The organism is Frateuria sp. GZRe12, assembly GCF_051900535.1.
GTDB lineage: Bacteria > Pseudomonadota > Gammaproteobacteria > Xanthomonadales > Rhodanobacteraceae > Frateuria_A.
Map to the genome: position 1 here is coordinate 1175649 of NZ_JBHZGI010000001.1, position 15066 is coordinate 1190714.

Here is a 15066-nt window from a genome sequence, read left to right on the forward strand (position 1 = left end):
ATGTCATCCGGGTGTTAGTACCGCTTCTGCAGGAGCGCTGATCAGCGCTTGGGCTTGAGCAGCGTCCCGGTGCAGCCGGGCGTGCCGCAAAGGCACTGCCAGAGCTTTTTCAGCCGCGCGGTGTAGGGCACGTCCAGCACGATGCCGTAGTCGTAGGTCAGTTCCTCGCCGGGCTTGATGTCGCGGATCGCCTCGATCAGCACGCGGTCCTTGCGCGGGTCGCCGCCTTCGCTTTCCTCGACCACCGCGCGGCAGTTCGGCGCGCAGCTGTGGTTGATCCAGCGCGCGGTGTTGCCCTTGCGGTTGGCGTCGATGATGTAGTCGTCGTTGAGCGTGAACAGGAACGTGTGGCCGGTCTCGCCGCCGTCGCCGTACATGTCGTCGGCCTCGGCGTGGGTCATCAGCGTGCCCTTGTACTCGACGATCTCCTCGCCCTTCTTGATCGGCGCGGTGGCGAACACGCCATTGCCGTGAATGGGTGAGCGGCGGGCAACGTAACGGCGTGGCATGCGTGGGCAACCTTGGGGCGAAAGACGCTGATGATGCCTGTTCGCCGCGTACGGCGAAACCGGGCGCGGCCGTGATGGCCACACTTGCCGCGGCGGCTGACGCGAAGCGGCCGGCTGTGGTTAGAATCAGGAATTCGAACGATCGTTTGGAGAACCCGCGATGCGTTTCCTGCGCTGGATCGTCCCGCTGTCGCTTGCCCTGGGCCTGGTTGCCTGTGGCCCGCCCCGCAAGAGCGTGTTTCCGCCCACCGTGAACATCCAGCAGCTTCAGCTCCAGCCCAGTGGCGCCTGGCGGCTGACCGTGCGCATCCAGAACAACAGCTACGGCGGCATGGACTTCACCGGGATGGACGCGCAACTGGCGATGGGTGACGGCGTGCCGGTGCGCGTGCATGGCAGCTTCGAACGCGACATTCCCGCCTTCGCCGGCGACTCGGTGCAGATCGACGTATTGCCGACGCTCGCAATGAGCAAGGCCCTGGCCGCCAGCGCCGCCAAGGGCAGCGCCGGCGCCCTGCCCTACACCCTTGCCGGCAGCGTGCGCGCCAAGCCCGAGCAGGAGAAGGACCCGCGCGATTTCGACTTCTCCGGCAAGGACTGGCTCTCGCCCGCGCCGGGCATCGCCAATACCTGGCGCTGACCCGACCTTGGACACCTACCGCGACGGTGGCCGAAGCCCACGTTGCGCAACGCCACGCCCCAACGTTTTCTCGAGGAATACCCGATGACGATCTACAAGGCCCCGCTCGACGACATGCGCTTCGTGCTGCACGACCTGTTCGGCGCGGAGGCCACGCTGACCCCGCTCACCGGCGGCGAGGGCCACACGCGCGACCTGCTCGATGCAGTGCTGGAGGAAGCGGCGCGGTTCAACGAACAGGTGCTCGCTCCGCTCAACGCTTCCGGCGACGCCGAGGGCTGCCACTTCGACAAGGCCACCGCCACGGTAACCACCCCCAAGGGTTTCAGGGAGGCCTATCGCACCTACGTCGAAGGCGGCTGGGCCGGACTCACGATGCCCGAGGCGATGGGCGGACAGGCGCTGCCGGAAGTGGTCGGCGTGGCGATGAAGGAAATGCTCGACTCGGCCAACCTCGCCTGGGGTAACTATCCGCTGCTCAGCCAGGGCGCGGCGCATGCGCTGCAGCTGCACGGCGACGACTGGCAGAAGGAGGTCTTCCTCAAGCCCATGGTCGAGGGCCGCTGGTGCGGCAGCATGTGCCTGACCGAGCCGCAGGCCGGGTCCGACCTCGGCCTGCTCAAGACGCGTGCGGAACCGGCCGCCGACGGCAGCTACCGACTTACCGGCACCAAGATCTTCATCACCGCCGGCGAGCACGATCTCACCGAAAACATCGTGCACCTGGTGCTGGCGCGCCTGCCCGACGCCCCGGCCGGCAGCCGCGGCATTTCGCTGTTCGTGGTGCCGAAGTTCAAGGTCGCACGCGACGGCGCGATGGGCGAGCGCAACGCAGTGGCCGCCGGTGCGATCGAGCACAAGATGGGCATCCACGGCTCGCCCACCTGCGTGATGAACTTCGATGGCGCCGAGGGCTGGCTGATCGGCCAGCCGCACAAGGGCCTGTTCGGCATGTTCACCATGATGAACGCGGCGCGCCTGGCGGTCGGCGTGCAGGGCATCGGCCTGGCCGAGCGCGGGTTGCAGAACAGTCTCAACTACGCGCGCGAGCGCCTGCAGGGCCGTGCGCTGAGCGGCCCGGCCTACCCGGACAAGCCGGCCGACCCGCTGGTAGTACACCCGGACGTTCGGCGCATGCTGCTGACCCAGCGCGCCATCGTCGAGGGCGGCCGCGCGCTGATGCTGTACGCGGCGCTGCAACTGGACATCGAGGAACGCGCCACCGACGAAGGCGCGCGCGCGAAGGCCGGCGAGCTGGTGGCGTTCCTGATCCCGATCGTCAAGGGCGTGCTCACCGAACTGGCGCAGGAGAGCGTCAAGGAAGCGGTTCAGGTCTACGGCGGGCACGGCTACATCGCCGAGAACGGCGTGGAGCAGTTCGTGCGCGACGCACGGATCATCACGCTGTACGAGGGCACCACCGGCATCCAGGCAATGGACCTGCTGGGCCGCAAGATCATGCAGCTCAAGGGCACGGGGTTGCGCCACTTCCTGGAGGAAATCGGCGGCTTCTGCCGGCAGCACGCGGCCGATCCGGTGCTGGGCGAGTTCATCGCGCCACTGTCGAAGGCGGCGAAGGAATGGCAAGCGCTGACGATGGCGCTGGCCGAGCGCGCGCAGGCCAACCCGGAGGAACTGGGCGCGGCCGCGGTGGATTACCTCTACTACTCCGGCTACGTGGCGCTGGCCTACATGTGGGCACGCAGCGTGGCGGCGGCCGAAGGCAGCGGGCAATCAGCGGCGTTCAAGCAGGCCAAGCGGGACACCGCGCGGTTCTACTTCGCGCGGATGCTGCCGCGATGCGCGATGCATCGCGCGGCGATAGAAGCGGGCGTGGCGAGCATTCCCGCGCTGGCTTGAGAGGACGTAGTGGGCTTCGGCCCACTATCCCATTGTCGCGAGGTCGCGGTGGGCTGGAGCCCACCCCGCCTCAGTCGCGCCAGATCAAACTCGCGAAGCGACCGCTGTCGGCTCCATCCCGTCGATAGGAATAGAAGCGTTGGTCGGCCAGCGTGTCGAAACCACCGCCGTGGATGCGCGTGACGCCCGCGGCGGCGAGTTTCAGTCGCGCCATGCTCGCCAGGTCGCAATGCCAATGGTTCGGCCGCGTCGACGCGAAACAGGCGGACGCCGCCGGGTTGCGCTCGACGAAGGCGGCGCGCACTTCCTCGCCCACTTCGTACGAACCGGCGCCAATGCACGGACCCAACCATGCCAGCAGGCGCGCCGGCGGGGTACCCATCGCATCGATCGTGGCTTCCAGCACGCCCGCAGCCAACCCGCGCCACCCCGCGTGGGCTGCGCCGATGCGCGCGCCGTCATCGCTGCAGAACAGCACCGGCAGGCAGTCGGCGGTAAGGATCGCGAGCACCGTGCCGGACAGGTGCGCCACCGCGGCATCCGCCTGCGGTTCCGCGGCGCTGGCGAGCGGACCCAACTGCGCCACGGTGGTGCCGTGCACCTGTCGCAGCCAGCGCGGATCGGACGGCAGCGCGAGGGCGTGGCGCAGGGCGTCGCGGTTGCTCGCCACCGACTCGGCGCCGTCGCCGCTGCGCAGGCCGAGGTTGAAGCGTGCGTAGGGACCGGTGGAGATGCCGGGCCCATGGCGGGTGGTCACCGCCGCGTGCACGCCGCGTGGCGCAGGCCAGTCGGGGAGTATCCAGGGTTCGGTCATGGGGATGGCCGTCACGGGGAGCTTCAAGCATAGCGCGGGGACAGCCAGCACACGGCGGACGGGTGATAGCCCGTTCCAAGCGGAGTCGTGATTGGCGGCGCGAGCCTGGAACTCAGGGCTCGCGCTGCTCCAACGCATCGGCCCGCAGCGCGGCGATCAACGCGTCCATGTCCGCCGGTCGCTTCGCCTCGAACGCGAGCGCCTCGCCCGTCACCGGATGTTCGAACGCCAGCCGCTCGGCGTGCAGCGCCTGGCGCCGGAAGCCGCGCAACGCCGCCACCAGGTCCGGTGTGGCGGCCTTGGGCAGGCGCAGGCCGGTGCCATACAAGGGATCGCCGACCAGCGGGTGGTGGATGTGCGCCATGTGCACGCGGATCTGGTGCGTGCGGCCGGTCTCCAGGCTGCACTGGATCAGACTGTGCGCGCGGAAGCGCTCGCGCAGCCGGTAGTGGGTGATCGCGCGCTTGCCGTCCTCCTCGTCGCGCACCGCCTGCCGCAGGCGGTCGCCCATGTGCCGGCCGATCGGCGCATCGACGGTGCCGCCGGCCACCAGCGTGCCGAGGACCACCGCCTCGTACTGCCGCTCCACGTCGTGGCGCGAGAGCATGTCCACCAGCGCGGTATGCGCGGCCAGCGACCTGGCCACTACCATCAGGCCGGAGGTGTCCTTGTCGAGCCGGTGCACGATGCCGGCACGGGGCAGCTCGGCCAGCTTTGGATCGTGGTGCAGCAGCGCGTTGAGCAGGGTGCCGGCCGGGTTGCCGGCGCCCGGGTGCACGACCAGGCCGGCCGGCTTGTCCAGCACCAGCACGTGCTCGTCCTGGTGCACGATGGTGAGGTCGATGGCCTCCGGGACGCTTTCGACCTCGTTGGCCAGCTCGGCTTCGACCCGCACCTGTTCGCCACCGCGCAGCAGTTGCCGCGGCGGGGCAACGGCGCCGTCCAGCGTCACCGCGCCGGCCTTGATCCAGCTGGCCAGGCGCGAGCGCGAGTAGTCGGGGAACATCTCGGCCAGCGCCTGGTCGAAACGCCTGCCCGCCGCCGACAGCGGGACCTGGGCGGCGTGCCGGATGACGGTCATGCCGCCCTCCGCGGGTGGCCGGCGGTTTGGGCTATCATCCCCACGATCACATCCATAAAAATTTCCCAATGCGCGTATTCTTCAAATTGCTCGCCGTGCTGGCCCTCGGACTTTCCCTGGGCGCTTGCTCGCTGTTCGGCCACAAGCGCGAGACCGTCGACACCATGTCGGTGGAGAAGCTCTACGCCACGGCCCACGACGATGTGATGAACGGCGACTACGCCGCCGCGACCAAGGCCTACCAGCGCCTGATCGCGCGCTTCCCGTCCGGCGACTACAACGAGCAGGCGCAGCTGGAGCTGGCCTATTCGCAGTACAAGGACAACGAGCCGGACGACGCGTACTCGACGATCAACCGCTTCATCAAGACGTATCCGACCCAGAAACATGTCGATTATGCCTATTACCTGCGCGGCCTGATCAATTTCGGTCGCACCAGCGGCGTGATCGAACGCTACATCTCTCGCACGGGCTCGCAGGCGCGCCGCGACCAGGCGTACAACCTGCAGGCGTTCGACGACTTTTCCGAGCTGGCCCGCCGCTTCCCCGACAGCGCCTACACCACCGACGCCCGCCAGCGCATGATCTACCTGCGCAATATCCTGGCCCAGTACGAGATCAACGTCGCCGAGTTCTACCTGCGCAACGAGGCTTTCGTGGCCTCCGCCGATCGCGCGCAGTACGTGGTCGAGCACTACCAGCAGGCCCCGCAGACCGGCGACGCGCTTGCCATCCTCGCCCGCAGCTACATGGCCCTGGACCAGAAGCAGCAGGCCGAGAACGTCCGCAAGGTACTGGCGCTCAACTACCCGGACCATCCGTACCTGACCGATCCGAAGTGGCCGCATGCGCCCTCGACGTTGCGCAAGCTGATTCCCTTCTCCGGGCATCATTGAGAAAAAGGGCCGGCGCATCGCCGGCCTTTTTTTGAGGTGTGGGTTGCCAGCAACGCAAGGCGGATTGCGTTCGTTGCAGGATGCACGTGTACGCGATCGCCGGAGGTGGCCGTCGCGCACGAAGTGCGCTTCTGCAGATATGTCCCCGCCAAGGCATGAAACCGCGCAGCCCGTGACGAAGTGGCATCGCGTCCGGGCTTCCTGCAGGAGCTACTTCCAGCCGGAGGTGATGGGGTAACGGCGCTCGCGGCCGAAGGCACGGGTGGTCACGCGCGGGCCCGGGGCGGCCTGGCGGCGCTTGAACTCGTTGCGCAGTACCAGGCTGGACACCCGGCGCACGGTATCCGGGTCGAAACCCGCGGCAGCGATGTCGGCCTGGGACTGCTCGTCCTCGATGAAGCGCTTGAGGATGGCGTCGAGCACGTCGTAGGGCGGCAGCGAATCCTGGTCGGTCTGGTCCTCGCGGAGTTCCGCCGAGGGCGGGCGGTCGATGACCGCCGGCGGGATCACGCAGCCGGTCTCGTTGCGCCAGCGCGATAGCCGGTACACGACAGTCTTGTACACGTCCTTGAGCGGCGCGTACGCACCGCACATGTCGCCGTAGAGGGTGGCGTAGCCGACCGCCATCTCGCTCTTGTTGCCGGTGGCGAGCAACAACTGGCTGTGCTTGTTGGAGAGGCCCATCAGCATCACGCCACGCGTGCGCGACTGCAGGTTCTCCTCGGTCGTATCGGCGGCCTTGCCGGCGAAAGCGGGCGCGAGTGCGGCCAGGAAGGTGCGGTAGGTCGGCTCGATGTCGATCACGTGGTAGGCCACGCCCAGGCGCTCGGCCTGCTCGCGCGCGCCCTCCAGCGAGAGCTTCGAGGTGTAGCGGGTGGGCAGCATCACCGCGGTGACGCGGTCGGCGCCCAATGCGTCGACCGCTAGCGCCAGCGTCAGCGCGGAATCGATGCCTCCGGAGAGGCCCAGCAACACGCCGGGGAAGCCGTTCTTGTCGATGTAGTCGCGGATGCCGCGGGTGAGCGCCGCATAGAGCACGGCCTCCGGGCGCGTGTCGGCGGCGATCGGCCAGTGGTCGGCGACCAACGTGCGGGTCGCCGGGTCGAACGTGGCCCACAGCAGTGCGTCGACGAAGGCGGGCGCGCGCGCGGCGATGGTGCCATCGCCGTTGACCAGCATCGAGGCGCCGTCGTAGACCACCTCGTCCTGGCCGCCGACCAGGTTGAGATAGACGATGGCGCAGCCGGTTTCCTTCGCGCGCGCGGCAAGCAGCGCCTCGCGGGTGGCCTGCTTGGCGTCGTCCCAGGGCGAGGCGTTGATCACCACGATCAGTTCGGCGCCCGCCTTTGCGGCCTGTGCCGCCGGCTCTGGCTCCCAGATGTCTTCGCAGACCAGGAAACCCACGCGTACACCGTTGACCATGCCGGTGGCGCTGGCGTGGCCCGGGCGGAAGTAGCGCTTGTCATCGAACACGCCGTAGTTGGGCAACGCCTGCTTGTGCGCGACGCATTCGATGCGCCCCTCGCGCAGCAACGCGGCGGCGTTGTAGACCTCGCCCTCGCTGTGCGGGAAGCCGACCAGGGCGGCGACGCCGTTCGTGCCTTCGGCCAGCGCGGCGATCGCCTCGTTGCAGGCCTGCAAAAAGCTGGGGCGGATCAGCAGGTCCTCGGGCGGGTAGCCGCTGATCGCCAGCTCCGGGAAGGCGACCAGATGCGCATCGCCAGCATGCGCCTGGGTCATCAGTTCGCGGATCTTCGCGGTGTTGGCCGCGACGGCGCCGACGGAGAAATCGAACTGGGCCAGTGCGAGGCGGAGCTGGGTGGTCATGGGGCAAAGGGGTGTTGGGGGACCGCCATGATAGTGGGGGCAGGTCATCGCGACGCCAACGCACTTTTGGCTCCCTCTCCCCTCCGGGGAGAGGAAGCTTTAAAAGCAAAAGGCCACGCGTGTGCGTGGCCTTTTGCCGTGCGCTAATGCGCGCCCTTACTTCATCAGCTTCGCCAGCGTCTTGCCCAGGTCGGCCGGCGACTTCACCGTCGTCACGCCCGCCTTCTCCAGCGCCGCGAACTTGGCCGCCGCGGTGCCCTTGCCGCCGGAGATGATCGCGCCGGCATGGCCCATGCGCTTGCCCGGAGGGGCCGACGCACCGGCAATGAACGACACCACCGGCTTGGTCACGTACTCGCCGATGAACTCGGCCGCGTCTTCCTCGGCGCTGCCGCCGATCTCGCCGACCATGATGATGCCCTCGGTCTGCGGATCGTCCTGGAACATCTTCAGGCAGTCGATGAAGTTCAGGCCGTTGATCGGGTCGCCGCCGATGCCGATGCAGGTGGACTGGCCCAGGCCCTCGTTGGTGGTCTGGAACACAGCCTCGTAGGTCAGCGTGCCCGAACGCGACACGATGCCGACCTTGCCCGGCTGGTGGATGTGGCCCGGCATGATGCCGATCTTGCACTCGCCCGGGGTGATGATGCCGGGGCAGTTTGGGCCGATCAGCACGGTCTCCGGATGCTGCGCCAGCACGTTCTTGACGCGCAGCATGTCCAGCACCGGAATGCCCTCGGTGATCGCCACGATCACGCGGATGCCCGCGTCGATCGCTTCCATGATCGAGTCGGCCGCGAACGGCGGCGGCACGAAGATGACCGACGCGTCGGCGCCGGTCTCGGCCACCGCTTCTTCCATCGAGTTGAAGACCGGCAGGCCGATGTGCTGACTGCCACCCTTGCCCGGCGTGACACCGCCGACGACCTTGGTGCCGTAGTCGATGGCCTGTTCGGCGTGGAAGGTGCCCTGCTGGCCGGTGAAACCCTGCACCAGCACCTTCGTATTCTTGTTGACCAGAACGCTCATGCTTGTTCGCTCCTCACTTCGCGGCGGCCACGGCTTTCTGCGCCGCGTCGTTGAGATCGTCGGCCGGCGTGATCGCCAGGCCGGAATTGGCCAGCAGCTCGCGGCCCTTCTCCACGTTGGTGCCTTGCAGGCGCACCACCACCGGGATCTGCAGGCCCACTTCCTTCACCGCGGCGATGATGCCTTCGGCGATCAGGTCGCAGCGCACGATGCCGCCGAAGATGTTGACCAGGATGGCCTTCACCTTGTCGGAGGAGAGGATCAGCTTGAACGCCTCGGTCACGCGCTCCTTGGTGGCGCCGCCGCCGACGTCGAGGAAGTTGGCCGGCTCGCCGCCCGCCAGCTTGATCACGTCCATGGTGGCCATCGCCAGGCCCGCGCCGTTGACCATGCAGCCGATCGAGCCGTCCATGGTCACGTAGTTGAGGTTGTGCTGGACCGCCGCGGCTTCGGCCGCGTCTTCCTGGCTCAGGTCGCGCATGGCGACGAGTTCCGGATGGCGGAAGTCGGCGTTGTCGTCGGAGTTGACCTTGCCGTCGAGCGCGGCGAGGTTGCCGTCCTCGAGGATCGCCAGCGGGTTGAGCTCCACCAGCGACAGGTCCTTCTCGTTGAACAGCTTGTACAGGCCCAGCATGATCTTGGTCAGCTGGTTGACCTGCTTCGGATTGAGGTCCATCGCGAAGCCGAGCTGGCGGCACTGGTAGGGCTGCAGGCCCTCGACGAAGTCCACCACGATGGTGTGGATGTCCTCGGGCGTGTCGCGGGCGACCTGCTCGATGTCCACGCCGCCGTGCTTGGAGGCGATGAAGGAGACCGACTTCGAATCACGGTCGACCAGCACCGAGAGATAAAGCTCTTTCGCGATATTCGTGGCGTCGGTCACCAGCACCAGGTTGACCGGCAGCGCGCGGCCGGCGGACTGGTAGGTCGCCATGTTGGTGCCCAGCATGCCCTTGGCGGCAGCGCGCACGTCGTCGAGGCTCTTGCAGAACTTGACGCCGCCGGCCTTGCCGCGGCCGCCTGCGTGGATCTGCGCCTTGACCATCCACTGCGAGCCGCCCAGCGCCTTGGCGGCGTCGACGGCGGCATCGGGGGAGTTGGCAACCTTGCCCGGCGGGACGGCGATGCCGTACTGCGCGAACAGCTCTTTGGCCTGGTACTCGTGGAAATTCATTCCTATACCTCGAGCGAACGGGGAAACGTATCGGGCCGCACGCGCGCTAGGCAGCGTGGGCGCGGGAGAGGGTCGGACGGCGGCTTTCAGCACGCTGCCGGCGTGCAGTGCGCGCTGCCCTGGAGTCAACCGGGCGCGAATCGCGCAATACGGCCGGGCATTTTCGCGCAAAGGCGGTCGTGATGGAAAGTGCCGCCTGGGCCGCCCCTTCCGTGCGCCACGCCGCTGGCAGCGCCCGCCGGCCTGTCTATACTCGGACGAACGCCGCGCCGAAGCCGTCAACGTGCCAGCCATACCCCCCGCCGAACCGCCCGTTTTCCAGCCCGCCCGCCCGGCCGCGATGGCGATCCGCCATGAACTGTTCTTCCTCAACTACTTCCGGCTGGCGCAGGCACTGGTCTACACAGGGCTGGCGCTCAGCTCGCCGCGGCTGACCTGGCCGACCGTCGACCAGCCCCTGCTGGCCTACGTGGTGATCGGGGTCTACCTGCTGTTCGCGGTCGGCATGCTGGTGCAGACCCGCAACGCCATGGCCAACGCACGGATGGTGGTCTCCGGCGCGCTGGTGGTGGACATCATGGTGGCGGTGCTGGCCGCCTGGCTGATCCACGACGCGCGCATCGGCGTCGCGATGATGCTGGCGGTGAACCTCTCCACCGGCGCGCTGGTGCTGCCGCTGCGGCTGTCGTGCTTCTTCGCGGCGCTGGCGACGCTGGGCATGCTGGGCCATACCTTGCTCGCGGAGGCGCACGGTGACGGCGACCTGCTCGAATCGGGCCTGCTGGGCGTGGCCTACTTCGCCACCACCACGCTCTGCCACGTACTCGGACGCCAGCTGCGCGCCACCGAAGCGTTGGCCGAACAGCGCAGCCTGGACCTGGCCAATCTCTCGCAGGTCAACGAACTGATCATCCGGCGCATGAAGACCGGCGTACTGCTGGTGGACGACGCCAACCGCATCCACCAGTTGAACGAGTCGGCGTGGATGCTGCTGGGCAATCCGCCGGCCGACCAGCGCGACCTGGGCAAACTGGCGCCGGAGCTTTCGCGCCGCCTCTACCACTGGATGACGTCGGGCAAGCTGGACGAGACCGCCACGCAGCTGGCCGACGGCGTGCCCGAGGTGGTGCCGCGCTTCACCCGCCTGGCGCCCAACGACGATTCCCACGTATTGATCTTCCTGGACGACACCTCGCTGCTTTCGCGCCGTGCGGAAGAATTGACCCTGAGCTCCCTCGGGCGCCTGTCGGCCTCGATCGCGCACGAAATCAGGAACCCGCTCGCAGCGATCCGCTACTCGGCGCAGCTGCTGGCCGAGTCCAAGGAGCTCGCCGCCGGCGATGCGCGCATGGTGGAGATCATCAACAACCACTGCGTGCGGTTGAACGAGATCATCGAGAACATCCTGCAGCTCTCGCGGCGCGAGCGCTCGCGCCCGGAAACCCTGGACCTGGGCCGCTGGGCGAACGGTTTCGTGGAGGAATACAAACAGGGCAACGACATCGGCGGCGACTCGCTGCGCGTGATCACCGGCTCGATGGCGGTGGCCGCGGTGGCCGATCCGCAGCAGCTGCAGCAGGTGGTGTGGAACCTCGTGCAGAACGCGTTGCGCTACGGCCGCATGCCGGGTGAACCGGCGCGGGTGATGGTCGTGGTGCGCCAGGGCGAACACAGCGTGCCGATCCTGGAAGTGATCGACCGCGGCCCCGGCATCGCGCCCAAGGTGGCCGCGCAGATCTTCGAACCGTTCTACACCACGCACGAGTACGGCACCGGCCTGGGGCTGTACCTGGCCCGGCAGATGAGCGAGGCCAACCAGGCTTCGCTCGAATACGTGCGCGTGGCCGGCGGCGGCAGTTGCTTCCGGCTGACCCTCACGCCACCTGCAAGGCATCCGGCCGACGGCGGCGAACCCGCCTGACCCCCCGACTTCCTTTCCCCACGGGGAGAGGGCGCAAAGCGTGAAGCTCGCACTCACGCCATTTCTTGGCCCGGAGCAGAGCACAGCGCCGCCAAACTGCTATACCCTTCCATTGTTACCGCCTGCCGAAGAGAACCATGCCCGCACAGACCGTCCTGGTCATCGACGACGAACGCGACATTCGCGAGCTGCTCACCATCACGCTTGGCCGCATGGACCTGCAGGTGGAAGCGGTGGGAACCGTGGCGGAGGCCCGCCGGGCGCTGGGCGATCGCAGTTACGACCTGTGCTTTACCGACATGCGCCTGCCCGACGGCACCGGCCATGAGGTGATCGAGCTGATCGCCGCCACCCACCCGGACATGCCGGTGGCGATGATCACCGCGTACGGCAACGTCGATGCGGCCGTCAACGCGCTCAAGGCCGGCGCCTTCGACTTCGTGTCCAAGCCGGTCGACATCCAGATGCTCCGCCGGCTGGTGCGCACGGCGCTGCAGCTGGCGGAGGAACGCAAGAGCGGCGGCGCCGCCACGGCGACCGGCGCGGCTGGCCGGTTGGTCGGCGATTCGCCGGCGATGCAGCAGGTGCGCGCGACCATCACCAAGCTCGCGCGCAACCAGGCGCCCGTGTACATCGCCGGCGAATCGGGCGTGGGCAAGGAACTGGTGGCGCGACTGATCCACGAACAGGGTCCGCGCGCCAGCGGGCCGTTCGTGCCGGTCAACTGCGGCGCGATCCCGTCGGAACTGATGGAGAGCGAGTTCTTCGGTCACAAGAAGGGCAGCTTCACCGGCGCCGGCGCCGACAAGGAGGGCCTCTTCCAGGCCGCCCATGGCGGCACGCTATTCCTCGACGAGGTGGCCGAGCTGCCGCTGCACATGCAGGTCAAGTTGCTGCGCGCGATCCAGGAAAAGGCGGTGCGCCCGATCGGCGCCCGCGAGGAAGTGCCGGTGGACGTGCGCATCCTCTCGGCGACGCACAAGGATCTGGCCCGGCTGGTCGAGCAGGCGCAGTTTCGCCAGGACCTGTTCTATCGCATCAACGTGATCGAGCTGCGCGTGCCGCCGCTGCGCGAGCGCCGGGGCGACGTGCCGCAGCTGGCCGCCTTCATCCTGCGCTCGCTCGCCGCCAAGAGCGGCGGCGCGCCCGGCAGGCTGAAGCCGGACGCGCAGCAGGCGCTGGAGGAATACGACTTCCCGGGCAACGTGCGCGAGCTGGAGAACATCCTCGAACGCGCCATGGCGATGTGCGAGGGCGACACCATCGGCGCCGACGACCTGATGCTGCCGCAGCGACCGCTGCGCCAGCCGGAGCCGGTCAATGCCGCCCACGCGGCCATGCACGCGCCGCAGCCAGGCGCCCCGGTCGCCGCGCAGCCGGCCGTTCCCCACGCCGCGGGCCCGGGTAGCGGCGTGCCGCTGGACGACTACATCAGCAATCTCGAACGGACGGCGATCATCAAGGCGCTGGAAGAGTCGCGCTACAACAAGACCGCGGCGGCGAAGAAGCTCGGCATCACCTTCCGGGCGCTGCGTTACAAGCTCAAGAAGCTCGGCATCGACTGACATTTTTTTGCGCCCCCTCCGCGGAGAGGGCCAGGGTCGGCGGCCGGGGCTTCGCGGGGGAATGTGTTCCAGGCGAGCGAGTAGACCAGCCCTCCCCAAACCGAGGGCCCTCCCCCAACCCTACCTTCCCGCTGCGCCGGGGATGGAGCGTTATTCCCCCGCCTCCTGCCCGCCCAGCGCCTGCCGCATCGTCCGCAGCAGTTGCTGCGTGTTGATCGGCTTGTCCACCAGGTACAGCCGATCCAGCCGGGGCAACTCCTCCAGGTCTGGCGGTGCCTCGGGCCTCGCCAGCAGCAGCACCGCTCGGCGATAGCCGTGCTCGATCAGGGCCGCCAGCGTGCGCACGCCGGTGAACAGGTTCATGTCCGCGTCCATCACCACCAGATCGGGAACGCCGTGCGCCTCGATCCACTGCAGCGCCGCGGTGCCGCTCTGGCTGGCGTGCGGCTGGTAGCCGTAGCCGTCGAGGACGTCGACCAGCAGCGAGAGTGGGCCCGCTTCCTCCACCACCACCAGCACGCGCTCGGCCTCGCCCATCAGGCTTTCGGCCTGTTCCTCCTGCGCCGCGGCCTCCACATCCGTGTCCTCGATCGGAATATAGAGGTGGAAGGCGGTGCCCTTGCCCCGCTCGCTGTCCAGGCGCATCACGCCGTTGTGGCTGGCGACGATGCGCTTGCAGGAAAGCAACCCCAGGCCGGTGCCACTTTCCTTGGTGGTGAAGAACGGCTCGAACAGGTGTTCGCGCACCTCCGGCGACATGCCGGGACCGGTGTCGGCGACCGTCAGGCGCAGGTAACGCGTGGCATGGGCTTCTTCGCCGGGCAGGAAGAAGTTCCCCGCCAGTTCGCATTCGCACGCTTCGATGCGCAGCTGGCCGCCAGCCTCGCCCATCGCCTGGATCGCGTTGAGGCAGAGGTTGAGCAGGGCCTGCTGCAGTTCGGTGTGGTTGCCCTCGAAGGCCAGTTCTCGATCGCCGATCTCCACGTCCATCTTCACCCCACGCGGCACGCTGCCACGCAGCAGCAGCCCCAGCGCGTCCATCAGCGCGCCCACGCGGACCTGTTCGGCGCGCCGCGCGCCGCGCGCGAAGGAAAGCATCGACTGCACCATCTGCAGTCCGCGCCGGCCACAATCGCGCACCAGCGCACCGAGGCGTGCCAGGCGCGGATCGTCCTGGTAGTCCTGCAGACTGTCGCCGGCCAGCAGCAGCGGCTGCAGCAGGTTGCGCAGGTCGTGGCTCAGGCCTCCGGCGAGCATGGCCAGGCTCTCGAAGCGTTGCGCGCGGATCAGTTCTGCCTCCGCGCGACGCTTGGCGCGCAGCGCCTCGGCCTCCGCCAGCGCGCGGCGCACGGCGCTGGCCAGGCGGGTGGGATTCTGCTTGAGGATGTAGTCGGTGGCGCCGTTGCGCAGCGCTTCGACCGCCGCCTCCTCCCCGAGCGTCGCCGAGACGTAGATGAAAGGCAGGTCCTCGTCGTGCTGGCGCAGCAACTCCAGCGCGCGCTGGCCCGAGAAGCCGGGGAGGCTGAGGTCCGACAGCACGATGTCGGGCTGGAACTCGTCAAGGCACGCGGTGTAGCCAGCCTCGTCGTCGACCAGGCGCACCTGGTACTCGATGCCATCGGCGTCCAGTTCAGCCTGGATCAACTCGGCATCGATCGGGTCGTCCTCGACCTGCAGGATGCGGATGGTGGGCAGCGGGCGTGTGGTGGCGTTGGGCATGCAGTCTATTGCGCTCCTGTTTCGTTCCGTC

12 protein-coding genes are annotated in these 15066 nt (G+C 68.1%); 5 read left to right on the forward strand and 7 right to left on the reverse strand.

Annotated elements, in window-relative coordinates:
* Window positions 1–41 precede the first annotated feature (41 nt).
* On the reverse strand, window positions 42–509 hold the full coding sequence (locus ACFWZ4_RS05365) for an SET domain-containing protein (RefSeq protein WP_439703678.1): 468 nt from the start codon (window positions 507–509) through the stop codon (window positions 42–44).
* Window positions 510–669: 160 nt separating this feature from the next.
* Here ACFWZ4_RS05365 and ACFWZ4_RS05370 point away from each other — a divergent pair, with 160 nt between their 5' ends.
* Both ACFWZ4_RS05370 and ACFWZ4_RS05375 read left to right on the forward strand, forming a co-directional pair.
* A complete protein-coding gene (locus ACFWZ4_RS05370; RefSeq protein WP_439703679.1) occupies window positions 670–1149 on the forward strand; it encodes a hypothetical protein in 480 nt (159 codons plus the stop codon).
* Between the two features lie 84 nt (window positions 1150–1233).
* Window positions 1234–3009 carry an acyl-CoA dehydrogenase C-terminal domain-containing protein gene (locus ACFWZ4_RS05375; RefSeq protein ID WP_439703680.1) on the forward strand — a complete coding sequence of 592 codons (1776 nt, stop codon included), beginning with the start codon at window positions 1234–1236 and terminating at the stop codon, window positions 3007–3009.
* A gap of 70 nt (window positions 3010–3079) precedes the next feature.
* Here ACFWZ4_RS05375 and pgeF read toward each other — a convergent pair whose 3' ends face one another.
* Window positions 3080–3823, reverse strand: a complete 744-nt coding sequence (gene pgeF, locus ACFWZ4_RS05380) for a peptidoglycan editing factor PgeF (RefSeq protein ID WP_439703681.1) — start codon at window positions 3821–3823, stop codon at window positions 3080–3082.
* 112 nt (window positions 3824–3935) lie between these two features.
* Window positions 3936–4904 carry a 23S rRNA pseudouridine(1911/1915/1917) synthase RluD gene (gene rluD / locus ACFWZ4_RS05385; protein WP_439703682.1) on the reverse strand — a complete coding sequence of 323 codons (969 nt, stop codon included), beginning with the start codon at window positions 4902–4904 and terminating at the stop codon, window positions 3936–3938.
* A gap of 68 nt (window positions 4905–4972) precedes the next feature.
* On the opposite strand from rluD, the gene ACFWZ4_RS05390 reads away from it, so the two are divergent.
* Window positions 4973–5800, forward strand: a complete 828-nt coding sequence (locus ACFWZ4_RS05390) for an outer membrane protein assembly factor BamD (protein WP_439703683.1) — start codon at window positions 4973–4975, stop codon at window positions 5798–5800.
* A gap of 210 nt (window positions 5801–6010) precedes the next feature.
* Here the strand turns inward: ACFWZ4_RS05390 and ACFWZ4_RS05395 are convergent, their stop codons facing one another.
* The 3 genes from ACFWZ4_RS05395 to sucC all read right to left on the reverse strand — a co-directional run bounded on the left by ACFWZ4_RS05395 (window position 6011) and on the right by sucC (window position 9830).
* Window positions 6011–7627, reverse strand: coding sequence for an NAD+ synthase (locus tag ACFWZ4_RS05395; protein ID WP_439703684.1), 1617 nt, complete (start codon window positions 7625–7627; stop codon window positions 6011–6013).
* Between the two features lie 156 nt (window positions 7628–7783).
* Window positions 7784–8656, reverse strand: a complete 873-nt coding sequence (gene sucD, locus ACFWZ4_RS05400; protein WP_439666815.1) for a succinate--CoA ligase subunit alpha — start codon at window positions 8654–8656, stop codon at window positions 7784–7786.
* Between the two features lie 13 nt (window positions 8657–8669).
* Entirely contained in the window at window positions 8670–9830 is a 1161-nt protein-coding gene (gene sucC, locus ACFWZ4_RS05405) for an ADP-forming succinate--CoA ligase subunit beta (RefSeq protein WP_439703685.1), read from the reverse strand.
* A 340-nt stretch (window positions 9831–10170) separates the two neighbouring features.
* Here sucC and ACFWZ4_RS05410 point away from each other — a divergent pair, with 340 nt between their 5' ends.
* A complete protein-coding gene (locus tag ACFWZ4_RS05410; RefSeq protein ID WP_439703779.1) occupies window positions 10171–11751 on the forward strand; it encodes a sensor histidine kinase in 1581 nt (526 codons plus the stop codon).
* A gap of 137 nt (window positions 11752–11888) precedes the next feature.
* Complete coding sequence (locus tag ACFWZ4_RS05415) at window positions 11889–13316, forward strand: sigma-54-dependent transcriptional regulator (protein WP_439703686.1); 1428 nt, start codon at window positions 11889–11891, stop codon at window positions 13314–13316.
* A gap of 150 nt (window positions 13317–13466) precedes the next feature.
* Here the strand turns inward: ACFWZ4_RS05415 and ACFWZ4_RS05420 are convergent, their stop codons facing one another.
* Window positions 13467–15035: a response regulator gene (locus ACFWZ4_RS05420; RefSeq protein WP_439703687.1), complete on the reverse strand. Its 1569-nt coding sequence runs from the start codon at window positions 15033–15035 to the stop codon at window positions 13467–13469.
* Window positions 15036–15066 lie beyond the last annotated feature (31 nt).